This is a genomic window from Pseudomonas azotoformans, from assembly GCF_900103345.1.
GTDB classification, from domain to species: domain Bacteria; phylum Pseudomonadota; class Gammaproteobacteria; order Pseudomonadales; family Pseudomonadaceae; genus Aquipseudomonas; species Aquipseudomonas azotoformans.
Window position 1 is genome coordinate 3252884 of the sequence record NZ_LT629702.1, and the last position, 13582, is coordinate 3266465.

General features: G+C 58.0%; 13 protein-coding genes. 8 read left to right on the plus strand and 5 right to left on the minus strand.

What is annotated here, in order from left to right:
* Positions 1-196: 196 nt before the first annotated feature.
* Complete coding sequence (locus tag BLR69_RS14520; RefSeq protein ID WP_071496653.1) at positions 197-1156, minus strand: LysR family transcriptional regulator; 960 nt, start codon at positions 1154-1156, stop codon at positions 197-199.
* A 193-nt stretch (positions 1157-1349) separates the two neighbouring features.
* On the opposite strand from BLR69_RS14520, the gene argH reads away from it, so the two are divergent.
* From argH to BLR69_RS14550, 6 genes are all read left to right on the plus strand, one after another.
* The gene (gene argH / locus BLR69_RS14525; RefSeq protein WP_071496652.1) at positions 1350-2777 is read left to right on the plus strand and encodes an argininosuccinate lyase; all 1428 of its coding nucleotides are present in this window, start codon (positions 1350-1352) and stop codon (positions 2775-2777) included.
* Positions 2778-2934: 157 nt separating this feature from the next.
* Positions 2935-3813, plus strand: a complete 879-nt coding sequence (locus BLR69_RS14530) for an amino acid ABC transporter permease (RefSeq protein WP_071496651.1) — start codon at positions 2935-2937, stop codon at positions 3811-3813.
* Between the two features lie 24 nt (positions 3814-3837).
* Positions 3838-4602 carry an amino acid ABC transporter ATP-binding protein gene (locus BLR69_RS14535; RefSeq protein WP_016974699.1) on the plus strand — a complete coding sequence of 255 codons (765 nt, stop codon included), beginning with the start codon at positions 3838-3840 and terminating at the stop codon, positions 4600-4602.
* A gap of 25 nt (positions 4603-4627) precedes the next feature.
* The gene (locus tag BLR69_RS14540; RefSeq protein ID WP_071496650.1) at positions 4628-5449 is read left to right on the plus strand and encodes an ABC transporter substrate-binding protein; all 822 of its coding nucleotides are present in this window, start codon (positions 4628-4630) and stop codon (positions 5447-5449) included.
* Between the two features lie 147 nt (positions 5450-5596).
* Positions 5597-6766 (plus strand): MFS transporter, encoded by a 1170-nt coding sequence (locus BLR69_RS14545; protein ID WP_071496649.1) that lies wholly within the window; start codon positions 5597-5599, stop codon positions 6764-6766.
* Positions 6767-6820: 54 nt separating this feature from the next.
* A complete protein-coding gene (locus BLR69_RS14550; protein WP_071496648.1) occupies positions 6821-7768 on the plus strand; it encodes a hypothetical protein in 948 nt (315 codons plus the stop codon).
* Between the two features lie 6 nt (positions 7769-7774).
* Here the strand turns inward: BLR69_RS14550 and BLR69_RS14555 are convergent, their stop codons facing one another.
* Positions 7775-8425 (minus strand): DUF6933 domain-containing protein, encoded by a 651-nt coding sequence (locus BLR69_RS14555; RefSeq protein WP_071496647.1) that lies wholly within the window; start codon positions 8423-8425, stop codon positions 7775-7777.
* Positions 8426-8803: 378 nt separating this feature from the next.
* Between BLR69_RS14555 and BLR69_RS14560 the strand changes: the two genes are divergently transcribed.
* Positions 8804-9184 carry a helix-turn-helix domain-containing protein gene (locus tag BLR69_RS14560; protein ID WP_071496646.1) on the plus strand — a complete coding sequence of 127 codons (381 nt, stop codon included), beginning with the start codon at positions 8804-8806 and terminating at the stop codon, positions 9182-9184.
* 112 nt (positions 9185-9296) lie between these two features.
* Here the strand turns inward: BLR69_RS14560 and BLR69_RS14565 are convergent, their stop codons facing one another.
* The 3 genes from BLR69_RS14565 to BLR69_RS14575 form a co-directional block, all read right to left on the minus strand.
* Positions 9297-10796, minus strand: coding sequence for an amidase family protein (locus BLR69_RS14565; protein ID WP_083365810.1), 1500 nt, complete (start codon positions 10794-10796; stop codon positions 9297-9299).
* Positions 10797-10910: 114 nt separating this feature from the next.
* Positions 10911-11372: a hypothetical protein gene (locus BLR69_RS14570; RefSeq protein WP_071496645.1), complete on the minus strand. Its 462-nt coding sequence runs from the start codon at positions 11370-11372 to the stop codon at positions 10911-10913.
* A gap of 386 nt (positions 11373-11758) precedes the next feature.
* Complete coding sequence (locus BLR69_RS14575) at positions 11759-12808, minus strand: MBL fold metallo-hydrolase (protein ID WP_071496644.1); 1050 nt, start codon at positions 12806-12808, stop codon at positions 11759-11761.
* A gap of 123 nt (positions 12809-12931) precedes the next feature.
* Between BLR69_RS14575 and BLR69_RS14580 the strand changes: the two genes are divergently transcribed.
* Positions 12932-13558, plus strand: coding sequence for a TetR/AcrR family transcriptional regulator (locus tag BLR69_RS14580; protein WP_071496643.1), 627 nt, complete (start codon positions 12932-12934; stop codon positions 13556-13558).
* Positions 13559-13582 lie beyond the last annotated feature (24 nt).

Consider the following 13582-nt stretch of genomic DNA (forward strand, 5'->3'; position numbering starts at 1 on the left):
GTACGAAAACGCTAATGCGCTCTTAAATTAGCTAACGAATTAGCCATTTCATTTGAAAACGATAACAACCTTAAGGGCAGCGATCCGAGTTGAGGGTCCGTCAGGAGACCGAGGCGATCCCTTCGTAGCCTCGCCGGAGCTCGACAACTCCCACATTTGATCTTTGTCATCCCGTTAATCGGTGTTCAACGGGCGTTTATGTCGTGGCTTTGAGGTCTACGCCCAGGGCTGTGGCGAAGGCTTTTACCATCGGGCTGCGTGGGGCGTTGTGGCGCAGGATGAGGTTGAAGGCGGTGCTCAGGTGCACTTGCTCCGGGCACAGTGCGCGCAGGCGCCCTTCTCTCACCAAGGGCGTGGCGTAGTGTTCGGGCAAGAAGCCGAGGAAACGGCCAGTGAGGATCAGGATCGCGACGGCTTCGACTTGTGAGGCCGACGCGGACTGACTGTCATAGTTGACGAAGTTGGCCTTGTCGCGATGGATCGCATACCGATGGTTGACCACTTCGTATTGACGTAACACGTCTGGGGTGATGTCGCTCGCATTGAACAGCGGGTGTCCTACAGCACAGTAGGCGTGGGCCTTTTCCTCATACAGCGGGAAATAATCGAACTCTTCACGCCGTTGATACACCGGCACGATACCGACGATCAGCCGCCCTTCGACCACGCCGCGTTCAACTTCGTCCAATTGCGAGGCATGTAGGCGCAATCTAATTTTCGGCGACTCGCTATGTAATTTCCCCAGCGCAGTAATGAGCGGGGAATTAACGTCGGACACGGTGTTATCAATTACACCCACACTAAGGTCGCCAATAAGCTCGTTTTGCGCCGAACTAAGCTTGTCGCGAAAACTGTCTACCGAGGTAAATAACTCGATGGACGCCTGATACACCAACTTGCCTTCTTCGGTCAGGCCAAACCCTTCTCGGCCCCGCGTGCACAGGCGCATGCCGATGCGAATCTCAAGGTCGGAAATCTGTTTGCTGATGGCCGCCAAGCCCACGTTCAGCTCGTTTTGCGCGGCGCTGAAGCCGCCGGCTTCGACCACGGCCATGAACACGCGCAGCAATTTGAAGTCCAGCCCGCTCAGTTGCAGGGGCGGTCTTGTGCCGGGTTTGGGTGGCAGGTTTCCAGAAGTGGAAAGTGGAGTTTCCATAATACGCGTTGACCTCAAGTGCCATATTCAACAGGCTTCAACCCAATCCTTGAACATAGCCAGGCGGCGATAATGAACATAAACATCCGCCCTTGGCAACCTTGAATACGGCGCGTCAGACGCTGGTTCAGTCTAGTTGAAAACTTATTTTTACTGCCTCCGACTCTTCTAAAAACAAGCGTGAGGAACATCCATGTCCCAGCCCACCGACCGCCTTTGGGGCGCTCGTTTCAAGACCGGCCCGTCTGCTGCATTGGCCGCGTTGTCCCGTTGCCCTGAGCGCTATTTCCGCCTGACGCCCTACGACCTGGCCGGCTCCCGTGCCCATGCCCGTGAATTGCAGCGCGCCGGCCTGCTGGACGAGTCGGAGACCTTGCGCACCCTCGAAGCACTGGACAGTATTGGTGCGGACTTCGCCGCCGGCACGCTGCATCCGACCCTGGATGACGAGGACGTGCACACCTTTATCGAACGCGTATTGACCGAGCGCCTCGGCGCCTTGGGCGGCAAGCTGCGCGCCGGGCGTTCGCGTAATGATCAAACCGCCAATGACCTGCGCCTTTTCCTACGCGACCATGCGCGCACCATCACCACCGAGGTGTTGGGTTTGCAACAGGCGTTGGTGGAGCAGGCTGAGCAGCATGTGGAGAGCATCTGCCCGGGCTTCACGCACTTGCAGCAGGCGCAACCGATTGTGTTCGCCCACCACTTGCTGGCGCATGCCCAGTCAATGTTGCGCGATGTGCAACGCCTGGTGGACTGGGATGCGCGTACGGCGTTGTCGCCACTGGGTGCGGCGGCAATGGCCGGTTCTGCGATTGCACGGCAGCCGGAGCATTCGGCGAAGGAAATGGGCTACACCGGGCCGTGTGAAAACTCCATCGACGCTGTCGCCAGCCGTGACCATGTTGCGGAGTTCCTGTTTGTGGCGGGCATGCTCGGGGTGAATATTTCGCGCTTGTCGGAAGAGTTTTGCCTGTGGTCTTCGCGGCAGTTTCGCTGGGTGGTGCTGGACGATGCCTACGCCACCGGCAGCTCGATCATGCCGCAGAAGAAGAACCCGGACATTGCCGAATTGGCGCGGGGCAAGGCTGGGCGCTTGATTGGCAACCTGACCGGCTTAATGTCGACGCTCAAGTCGTTGCCGCTGTCGTACAACCGCGATTTGAGTGAAGACAAGCACAGCGTGTTGGACAGTGTGGACACGTTGCTACTGGTGCTGCCGGCGATGGCCGGGATGGTTGCGACCATGAAGGTGCAGGTCGAGGAACTGCGCAGGCAAGCGCCGATGGGCTTTACCTTGGCGACGGAGGTGGCGGATTGGTTGGCCACTCGCGGCGTGCCGTTCAAGGAGGCCCATGAGATTACCGGCGCCTTGGTACAGGCCTGTGAGAAGCATGAGATTGAATTGTGGGAAGCCTCGCCGGCGATGTTGGCGGAGGTGGATGCGCGGTTGACGCCTGAGGTGCGCGATTGCCTGACCCTGGAAGCGGCGATTGCAGCGCGCAGTGGGTGGGGTGGGACGGCGCCGGAGCGGGTTCGGGAGCAGATTGAGCGATTGAAAGGGGCATTGGCGGCTCAACAGAAATGGGCCGACGACTACACCGGGTTTCGTATTTGACGCTCGTTCCCACGCTCCGCGTGGGAATGCATCCTGTGACGCTCCGCGTCGCCAAGTCACGCGTCAATAGCGGGACGCGGAGCGTCCAGGGCGGCATTCCCACGCAGAGCGTGGGAACGATCAACAGCAAGAGCTTTATCAGTTTTGGAGTAAGACCATGAACCAAACCCCGGCCGAGCGCCTGGCAGCCGAGCGCAAGTTGTCCGAAAACCAGTTCGATATCACGCAGTACGAACACGTGCCGCGTCGCTATTACGGGCGGATGTTTTTTGCCACCTTGATTGTGATCGTGCTGGCCGCGTTGTTGCGTGCGTTTGCCAACGGCCAGATCGAATGGTCCTACATCGGGCAGTTCCTCACGTCTGAGGCCATTCTCTGGGGCCTGGTGAACACCATCGTGATGTCGATTCTGGCGATGGCGCTGGGCGTGGTGATCGGGGTGATCACGGCGATCATGCGCATGTCGGCCAACCCGATCCTGCGCTACGTGGCCATCACCTACACCTGGCTGTTTCGCGGCACGCCGTTGATCCTGCAACTGCTGCTGTGGTTCAACCTGGCACTGATCTTCCCGGTGATCGCGATTCCCGGCCTGTTCAGCATCGACACCGTCGACCTGATGACGCCGTTCGTGGCCGCCCTGCTCGGCCTCAGCATCAACCAAGGTGCGTACACCGCCGAAGTGGTGCGCGCCGGATTGCTGTCGGTCGACACCGGCCAGTACGAAGCCGCCAAGTCCATCGGCATGCCGAGCCTGCAAGCACTGCGTAGGGTGATTCTGCCCCAGGCGATGCGCGTGATCATTCCGCCTGTAGGCAACGAGTTCATCAGCATGGTGAAAATGACCAGCCTAGCCAGCGTGATCCAGTACTCGGAGCTGCTGCACAACGCACAAAACATCTACTACGCCAACGCGCGGGTCATGGAGCTGCTGATCGTGGCCGGCATCTGGTACCTGGCGGTGGTGACTGTTCTTTCATTTGGTCAAAGCCGCCTTGAGCGCCGTTTTGCCCGCGGCGCCGGCAAGCGTTCGTAAGTCTGGGTTGAGGAGATTTGCCCCATGAGAAGCATCGTCAAGGCCGTCAACCTGAACAAGTATTACGACCAGTATCACGCGCTGCGCGACATCAATATCGAGGTCGAGCAGGGCGAAGTGATGTGCATCATCGGCCCGTCGGGTTCCGGTAAAAGCACCCTGCTGCGCTGCGTCAACCAGTTGGAAAAAATCGACAAGGGCGGGCTGTGGGTCGACGGCGAACTGGTGGGTTACCGGGTCGTCGGCAACAAGCTGCATGAGATGAACGAATCGCAGATTGCCCGCCAGCGGTTGGCCACCGGCATGGTATTCCAGCGTTTCAATTTGTTCCCGCACATGACCGTGCTGCAGAACATCATCGAAGGCCCGTGCCAGGTGCTGAAGCGGTCGCCCAAGGAAGCCACCGAGGACGCCCTGGAGTTGCTGGCCCGCGTCGGCCTGGCGGACAAGCGCAATGCCTACCCGGTGGAATTGTCCGGTGGGCAGCAACAACGTGTAGCGATTGCCCGTGCGTTGGCGATGCGCCCCAAGCTGATGCTGTTTGACGAACCCACGTCAGCCCTAGACCCGGAGCTGGTAGGCGAAGTGCTGTCGGTGATGCGCGACCTGGCCACCACCGGCATGACCATGATCGTGGTCACCCATGAGTTGGGCTTCGCCCGCGAAGTCTCCAACCGCATGGTGTTTATGGATGCCGGCCAGATTGTGGAAGCCGGCAGCCCCGAAGAAATTCTAATAAGCCCACAAAACCCGCGTACCCAAAGCTTTATTTCTGCCGTTCGCACTTAACTAAAAAACAAACGAGAACGCCCCTATGAAAACATTGTTTATCCCAACGTTGCTCGCAGGCCTGATGGCCTCCACCGCTGTTTTCGCGGCATTGCCGGCGGCAATCAAGGACAAGGGCGAGATCAGCGCGGCCATCGTGCCGAACTATCCGCCGATGGACTTCAAGGACACCGCCACCAACAAGCTCACCGGCCTGGACTTCGACCTGGGCAATGCCTTGGCCGAACGCCTGGGCGTGAAGATCAAATGGCAGGAAACCGGCTTCGAGCAAATGCTCAGCGGCCTGACCACCAAGCGCGTGGACATCGTACTGTCAGGTATGACCGACACCGCCGAACGCCAGAAAGCGGTGACCTTCATCGACTACTTCACCAGCGGCCCGCAGCTCTACACCCTGGCCAAGCGCGAAGACCTCAAGGAATTGACCGACCTGTGCGGTAAAAAAGTCGGCACCAGTCGCCGCACCACCTGGCCGTCGGAAATTGCCGCATGGAGCAAGGAAAACTGCGAAGCGGCGGGTAAGCCGGCGATCGTGGTGATCGGCACTGAGGGCTCGGCGGATGCGCGGGCGCAGTTGCAGCAGAACCGTCTGGACGCTGCGATGCAGGGCAGCGAGACCATTCCATATCTGATGTCGTTGGATAAGGGCAAGTACAAGCCGGTGGGTCTGGCGATTTCCAAGCAGTTCACAGGGCTTGGGATTGAGAAGAGCAATACGGAGTTGGTCACGGCGATCAGTGAAGCGTTGCAGGGCATGATCGATGATGGGACCTACGGCAAGATCCTGAAGAAGTGGGACCTGGAGCAAGGTGCGGTCGAAAAGATCACTATCAACTCCGGCCAGTAACCCTTCCTCTGTAGGAGCGAGCTTGCTCGCGAAGAACCCGAGCCCCACGCGGACAATCTGATGCCCCGCGTTATCGTTGGCTATCTTCGCGAGCAAGCTCGCTCCTACAGAAAACCAAGCCCCCCAGACAAGGACACCCGCCCCACCGTGGCCACCTACTCCCTGGTAATCCGCCGCCTGATGATTTGCTCGCTGACCATCGTCATCAGCCGGGCCATGACCAGTCCCTTGATGACCTTGCTGCTCAGTCGCCGCTTGGGCCTGGACCAGCAGGACATCGGCTTGCTGATGGGCATCGCGGTGTTTACCGCCACGTTGATGGGCCTGTATGGCGGCTACGTCATCGACCGCATGGAAAAACGCAAGCTGCTGATCCTGGCAATGCTCTCCAGCTCCATCGGTTTTCTGTTACTGACCTTTGCCACCAACCTCTACCTCACCACCTTGACGCTGGTGATCACCGAGTCGGCGTCTGCGCTTTTCCTGATCGGCTCCAAGGCGATCATCAGCGAGAACCTGCCGGTGGAGCAGCGCGCCCGGGTGTTTTCACTGCGCTATACGCTCACCAATATCGGCTATGCCACCGGCCCTATGGTCGGGGTCGTGATCGCCGGGCAAATGCCGCTGTTGCCGTTTCTGTTGTCCAGTGCCATCGCGTTTATCAGCGTGTTCCTGATGATCGGCATCCCGCCCACCCTGCGTGATGAAAGCACCAAACCCTTGAGTTTTCTCACCACCCTGAAAACCCTGCGCAACGACCGCAGCCTGGTCCTGTTCACCGGCGGCAGCCTGTTGAGCACCATCGTGCATGGCCGCTACACCTTGTACCTGTCGCAATTCCTGTTGGTGATTCATAACCCGGATGATGCGCTGAAGATTCTTTCCGCCGTGCTGGCCTGCAACGCCATCACCGTGATGCTGCTGCAATACCAGATCGGCCGGTTCCTCAAGCGTGAGCAATTGCGCTACTGGATCCTGCTGGGCACGGCATTGTTCGTCGGTGGCCTGATCGGTTTCAGCCAGGCCGACAGCCTGCTGTCGTGGTGCGTGGCGATGTTCGTGTTTACCTTGGGCGAGATGATTATCTTCCCGTCCGAATTCCTGTTTATCGACACCCTCGCACCCGAGTCGCTGCGCGGCAGTTACTACGGCGCGCAGAACCTGGCGGCCTTTGGCGGGGCGTTGAGCCCGGTGATTTGCGGCTATCTGTTGATCAACTCACCGGCCACCACGATGTTTTATGCGCTGGCCGGGTTGACGGCGGTGGGTGGCACCCTGTGTTTCTTGAGTGGCCGACGGGTAGCAGGTTCTTGCTGATATTTACCCAGGATCCCGCTATTAATAGCGAAACCTCTGATGGACCCGAGCCCCATGAAATTCGACACGGCCTACAGCCTGAGCCTCGATGACAAGCTGTCGATCTACGACGTACGAGACCTGAATTTCGACGAGACCGCCGACTTCGACTCCGACAAGGACCGTTTCCTGTGCCCCAACGATGAGTGCCGGGCAGCGTTTGATACCGGTAATACTCTGAGCACCTTCAACGCCAAGAACGTCAATTACCTGCGCACGCCGCACTTCAAGAACAAGACCGGCACCCGGCATATCGACGGCTGCCGCTACGCCAGCACCCACAAGAGCGCAGCCGGCGAAAACGACGACGAGCGTGAGGATAATTTCCCATCGGAATTTGTACTCACCCGTCGTCAGTACGAGCGAAAGCCCCCATTGATGGACACCGAAGGAAGCATCCCACAAGACTCAACGAATACCCCTTCAAGCCGCATCTCCGCTTCCCACAGCGCCAGCGACACCACACCAGATAAAACCAGCGTGTTCGCCCACCCGGTGGAATGCTACGTGTCCAATATCGACGACAAGGACAAGCTCAAGTCCATGCCGTTGAAGATCGGCGATCACACCGCCACCTACTGGACGTTCTTCAAGAAGATCGAATACCTGCAGGACAACAAAGGCCTGATCTACTGGGGCAAGATCAAAGAAATCAAGGATTACACCAGCAGCTTTCGCATCGATTTCGAAAAGAAAGTGTGGCTCGACAAGAAGCCCTATTCGGTCAACGTCTACCTGAGCAAAAAACTCATCGAGAACTATCGCAAACGCAAGGCGTTCCTGGAGCAGATCAGGGCGGTGGTGGACAGTGAACAGGCGTTGTACTGCTTCTTCTATGGGGTGACGCCGGAACTGAAACAGGTACCGAGCAAGAAAAACCCCGAGCAGACGTTCGGGGTGTTCAGCGCGAATATTGAGAACCTGGATCACCTGATCATTCGGGAGGCGCCAGGGGTGGAATAGTACGCATCAGCGGCAGGACGCTTTGTATGCCCGATAGATTTCGCGTGTTTGTTGAGCCTTGGCGACACCTACGCCCCCGAAGGCTACCAACCAGTGGATCAGCATTTCCTCATCAGGAAACACATAAGCGTTTTGCCCTTTGAATCCTCGGGGTGTTCGATTGATTCCTGCGTCGTAGCGCAATGGACTCCAAGGCTGCGTTACGAAATCAAAATCCTCGGCATCCCATTTAAAGAACCGCAGTACTTCATTAAGGGTAGTCTGGCCACTGCGATCGCCACGTTGGACCAGGCAATAGGCCTGATTAGCCAACATCTGCTCGAGCAGCTGAGGATCGACCCAATCCAGCACTGCGCATTTCAACGCATTATCTAGAATACCGGCTGTCCAACGCTCGAAGAACACCTGGAAAAATCGTTCGCTATCAGCTTTTTTCATATCGAAAAAGAGCATGCAGTAACGGGTTTTAAGATGCATAACCACTATCACATGCTTGCGTTTAACTGTCGCAGCATGCACCAGCCACTGATGGGGGTCGCTGTGAAGATCATAGCTCTCGACAGGCAGAGCAGGCCGTAGAACGGGCGTATGCTTTTTGCCTTTGTGTACTCGGCTGAAAAACTCACAGGCAGCTTGTGAGCAATTGAATGTCAGCATTGCAGTTGTTCCTTCATTTTACTTCCCACGCCAGCAACCAACCGTCCAGGTTTGTGATAAAGGGACATCCACCCATTCAATGTCATAAGGTTGTCGGACGGCATAACTCATCGCATCCAGCACCTCTTCAGTGAGAACTGCCAACTCGGAATCCGTCGGCAAGTCACGCGTGACCATCATAACCAAGCTACTGAGTCGGTTCTTCAAATGCAGCTTTTTTGTACCTGTCATCGCCATCGTCTGGCAAATAGATTACTGCCAGGGCGCAGGAAATCGAGCAAGGCCATGTCGTAAAAAAATCCAGTTGATGAGCGGTCAAAACAACTGTACAAAAACACAGTATAGTTTGTCCTCCCCGTCAAACCCTGGAGACACCCCATGTCCTCTCTGGCAATGAGCTCTTTCGTAGAACAGCAGATCGTCCTGCATCAATTCACCGCCAAACACAGCGTGCAAGCGCGCTCGATGCTGGGCTGGAGCCGTGAACACCTGGCTATTCAGGCTGGCGTGGCGGTCGAAGCGGTTCAACAGTTTGAAAATCAATACGACGTGGGGGATGAAACCCGCCTGGCTCTGGCCTTCCGGTTGGAGGCTGAAGGCCTGGTGTTTTTCCCGGGGTTTGCGCCGGGGTGGGGTATGAGTGCGCGCCGCGTTGACGCCGCCACAACCGAACACGCAGCCCCTGGGATCATCTCTCGTTTGATCGGGGCAACTTCGTCACCACTTGACTCACCCACCGCGCAACCCAATGGTGCATAGCGTCCAGCCGTAGCACCTTGCTGGTCAGCGCCTGGACGGCCCCCCATGGCCCCCCCCTCAACCGCGAAACGTCAGGCATGCAGTTGCAATGCCCGACGTATCATTTGCGGCGTCAAAGCACCGGCTTGATTTGAGCATGGGCTGCCTGCTCATACCCATGGGCCACGGCCAGCAAGGTGGGTTCGGACCACTGGGTCCCGAAAAAATACGCACTGGTCGGTAGCCCATTCTCATCCTTACCAGAAGGGACAGTGATGCCTGGGTAACCGGCTGCTGCCACCCCGAAATAATCGTTAGTCTCAAAATCCGACACCATTGCGTCCAGACCCTCCGATTTGATCGGGTCATCAATGGTAGTGCGAAAGTCCCGGATGAGCTCATCCCAAAGGGGTTTGCTCTGCTCGGGCGTCAGGGTTTGGGCATTGATCTCCTTGAGGACTGACTGGTGATCCACTTCAGCTCCATCGCGTTTATCGTTGAACCGGATCAGTTCAGTCAGTGACTTGACTGGCAACCCTGGGCGCTTGCCCAGATAAGTATTCAATTCATCCTTCACGTCCGAGAACAACAAATCTACCCAGCGCGAATCATCAGCCAGGCGCATCTCGACCGGCACCACCTCTGCGCCTTGCTCACGAAGTACGGCAAGTATCCGGCGGAATGACTCACTGTCCTTAGTGGGTGTGGATTCGCCCGTTTCAGAAAACGTTGCGGGATAACCGATACGCTTGCCTTTCAAGGCGCCTGGGACCAGTGATTTTGTGTAATCAATACCTTGGGGCGCTCCCTGGCTCGCCGGATCCTTGGGATCGCTGCCCGACATGGCATTGAGCATCAGCGCCACATCAAGGACCGAACGCGCCATCGGTCCCGGAGTGTCCTGGTGCTGGCTTGCAGGAATAATTCCGTTACGGTCCAGCAAGCCAACGCTGGGCTTGAGCCCGACAACCCCATTGCGCGCTGCTGGCACAATAATCGAACCACTGGTTTCAGCCCCCACCGCCAAGGGCGCCAGCCCTGCTGCGACTGCGGCGGCAGACCCGGAACTGGAACCCCCGACGGCGGCATCCGCACCGTGTGGGTTACGGGTTTGTCCGCCCCGGCTGCTCCAGCCATCAGGACCACCACGAAACCCTGCCAGTTCGGTCATATTGGTTTTACCGAGGATCACCGCGCCCTGCTTGATCAGGTAGTCGACCAGTGGGGCGTTCTTGCCGACAGGTGCCCCCACCAGCCCAAAAGCACCTGCACTGGTTTGCATGCCGTTAGTTTCGATGGTGTCCTTGAGCAAAACAGGAATGCCATGCAGGGGGCCACGCACCTTGCCGTTGGCTCGCTCACGGTCCAGCTCGCGCGCGGTTTCAAGTGCGTCAGGGTTGAGTTCGATGACGGAGTTCAGTTTCGGGTCGACGCCGCGAATCCGCTCCTGCAGGTACGTGACCAAGTCGGCTGAACCGAACCTGCCTTGGGCCATTTGCGCGCCAAGCTCATTGACATTGAGGTACTCGGTCCCCGAAGGGACTGGCTTTGAAACAACAGAAGAGTTGCCGTCTGCAAAAGACTGTATTAACTGCCAGACGATGGAACCCATTCCATATGCGATACCTATCATAAGACCTCTCAAGGAGTAAGAAATGACGAAGGACCAACGTTGATCCGTGGGCCAGTCTAAAAACTCTTCTCCTGCCGGGCAGCGCGACGCGGGCGGTTCATTGCGTGGGACAGTTCAACACAACGGGTAGCTTTCCAATGAGTCCATCAAACGACGGGAGCTTCGATACTCGCGCACCAGGGCCACCAACCACGCCTTCGCCCATCGTGCACCGTAGAACCACAATGTCGCGCCATCCTCAAGCGGCTCACCCAGCCCTGGATAACCACTCCAACAGGCCTCATGGAATGCGCTGCTGCGACTGTCGGATATCAAGGCATCCAGTCGATACTCATGCACAAGCCCATCGATTTCATTGCGGGCATGCAGGGCGCCAGTCCTATATGCAAGCACCGGTACCAGGACGGCGCCGGACCGGCGCAGGATGTCCAGCGCTCTGAGGAAGGAGGGGCTGTGCTCAATCAACTGATGTTCAGCGTCCTCAACAAACCGCTCGGCAAACCCCAGGCGCCTGCCCTGCAACACACTGGTAGCCGTAAAGGTCGTGTTGTTCTGTACTAGGGGCACTTCCACCATCACTGGCCCAGAGGGGTCAATACCACTCAATGCAATCAATGACAGCGACGGGTCGCGCGAAGGTTTGAAGGGGAGTCCTGGGGCGTCATACCCCGGGATCGGGACGCTTCTTCCCAAGGCGCCCTGAGCCTGGGGATCAACACCGAAAGCGATACCACGCGGACTGGTGTGCTCCTGGGTTGCCGTTGCCTGGCCTGACGAGTCAGTCAGCGCAGACACTGGTTGCCCTGTCGGACAAGGCAAACCCGCTTGCCAATATTTCTTACACTTGCTCTCCATAAAACCGTCCCCCGACTAATGACTTTCCGGGGATCATCGCACCGTAGGCTGGTGCCTGTCGCAGCTCTGAAACAGCTTGAAAACTCCTTTTTCCGATGCCTCTTCCGTCAGCTGGCGAGGTGTTCCTGCACCCCCTGGGTTTCCACCTCCAGCCACCACGCCCCGCCTCGTTCAGGTTGATTCAAGCTGAACGCCTGCCCCATCTGCGGCGTGGTGATTGATACGTTACGCTCCCAGGCCAGGGCCATGATGCGGTCAAAGGGTTCGTGCCAGGCATGGAACGCCAGGTCGAAGGTGCCGTTGTGAATCGGCAGCAGCCAGCGGCCCTTGAGGTCGATATGCGCTTGCAGGGTTTGTTCCGGTTGCATGTGCACATGGGGCCAGTCGACGTTGTAGGCACCTGTTTCCATCAAGGTCAAATCGAACGGCCCGTACTGCTCGCCGATGCGTTTGAAACCGTCGAAGTAACCCGTATCACCGCTGAAGAAAATCCGCCGAGGACCATCGATCATCACCCAGGAACACCACAGAGTCTGGTTCGCATCAAACAGGCCACGCCCGGAAAAATGTTGCGCAGGGGTGGCGACAAACCGAATGCCATCCACCTCGGTGCCCTGCCACCAATCCAGCTGGCGCACCTTGCTCGCCTCCACGCCCCACTTGACCAGGATGTCGCCCACGCCCAGCGGCGCAAGAAAATAACGGGCCTTGTCGGCCAATTGGACGACAGCCTTGCGGTCCAGGTGGTCGTAGTGGTTGTGGGAAAGAATCACCGCCTCCAGGGGCGGCAACTCTTCAAGGCTGATCGGTGGCTGATGGAAGCGCTTGGGGCCGGCCCAACTGAACGGTGAGGCACGCTCGGCAAATACCGGATCGGTTACCCAGAATTTACCGCGCATTTTCAGCAACACCGTGGAATGCCCAAGGCGGAACACGCTGTGATCCGGGGCCGCCAGCAATTGCTCGCGAGTCAGCGGTTGGACCGGGATCTGCCCCACCGGCCGCGTGCTGCGTGGTTTGTTGAACAACATGTTCCAGAAAATGCGCAAGGTCTTGCCGAAGCCACCGTGCTGTACGGGGGCATCGTTGCTGAAGTGCCCTTGGCCTTGCTTGGGCGCTGCTGGCGAAGAATCGACACGCGACGAGATCGTGGCCATTTCCGGGTGACTCCTACGGATCGCTTATAAATTACACTGCACAGTGTAGTTTCAAGATTGCAACAAAATCCGGAGCAAGTAAACTACCGAGTGTAATTTTCCTTCAAGAGCCGAGCGCCACCCATGACTGCCCCTCAACGCCTCACCGACCGTAAACGCGAAGCCATTGTGGCAGCGGCCATCGCCGAGTTTCGCGCAAACGGTTTCGAGGTCACCAGCATGGACAAGATCGCCGCCACCGCCGGCGTATCCAAGCGCACCGTGTACAACCACTTCCCCAGCAAAGAAGAACTGTTCGCTGAAATTCTTCATCAACTCTGGGCCAGCAGCGTCGCCCAACTTGACGTCAGCTACGCCAGCGACCGCCCGTTGCGCGAACAACTGCGCGGGTTGCTGGAGGCGAAAATGAAGATGATGTCGGACACCAACTTCCTCGACCTCGCCCGCGTCGCCATCGCCGCCACCATCCATTCGCCGGAGCGTGCGCAAGACATGGTCACCCGCCTGAGCCAGCGCGAAGAAGGCTTCACCCAATGGGTTCGCGCCGCCCAGGCAGACGGCCGGCTCAACTGCTCCGACCCTGCCTTCGCCGCCCACCAGATCCAGAGCCTGCTCAAGGCGTTTGCCTTCTGGCCACAGATTACCCTCGGCCAACCCACCCTGGATGCAGCCAATCAGGCCAGTGTGATCGAGTCGGCCATCGACCTGTTCCTCGCCGGCTACGAAGTCACCGCCCCCCGCCAACCTTAAAAAACCTGTTGCGTGCGCGACATT

What these genes read in the sequence shown, in the direction of transcription:
- BLR69_RS14540 (WP_071496650.1), top strand. Translation starts at nt 4,628, where the DNA reads ATGAAAACATTGTTTATCCCAACGTTGCTCGCAGGCCTGATGGCCTCC.
- BLR69_RS14550 (WP_071496648.1), top strand. Translation starts at nt 6,821, where the DNA reads ATGAAATTCGACACGGCCTACAGCCTGAGCCTCGATGACAAGCTGTCG.
- BLR69_RS14565 (WP_083365810.1), bottom strand. Translation starts at nt 10,796, where the DNA reads ATGATAGGTATCGCATATGGAATGGGTTCCATCGTCTGGCAGTTAATA.
- BLR69_RS14575 (WP_071496644.1), bottom strand. Translation starts at nt 12,808, where the DNA reads ATGGCCACGATCTCGTCGCGTGTCGATTCTTCGCCAGCAGCGCCCAAG.
- BLR69_RS14555 (WP_071496647.1), bottom strand. Translation starts at nt 8,425, where the DNA reads ATGCTGACATTCAATTGCTCACAAGCTGCCTGTGAGTTTTTCAGCCGA.
- BLR69_RS14570 (WP_071496645.1), bottom strand. Translation starts at nt 11,372, where the DNA reads ATGGTGGAAGTGCCCCTAGTACAGAACAACACGACCTTTACGGCTACC.
- BLR69_RS14535 (WP_016974699.1), top strand. Translation starts at nt 3,838, where the DNA reads ATGAGAAGCATCGTCAAGGCCGTCAACCTGAACAAGTATTACGACCAG.
- BLR69_RS14520 (WP_071496653.1), bottom strand. Translation starts at nt 1,156, where the DNA reads ATGGAAACTCCACTTTCCACTTCTGGAAACCTGCCACCCAAACCCGGC.
- BLR69_RS14560 (WP_071496646.1), top strand. Translation starts at nt 8,804, where the DNA reads ATGTCCTCTCTGGCAATGAGCTCTTTCGTAGAACAGCAGATCGTCCTG.
- BLR69_RS14530 (WP_071496651.1), top strand. Translation starts at nt 2,935, where the DNA reads ATGAACCAAACCCCGGCCGAGCGCCTGGCAGCCGAGCGCAAGTTGTCC.
- argH (WP_071496652.1), top strand. Translation starts at nt 1,350, where the DNA reads ATGTCCCAGCCCACCGACCGCCTTTGGGGCGCTCGTTTCAAGACCGGC.
- BLR69_RS14580 (WP_071496643.1), top strand. Translation starts at nt 12,932, where the DNA reads ATGACTGCCCCTCAACGCCTCACCGACCGTAAACGCGAAGCCATTGTG.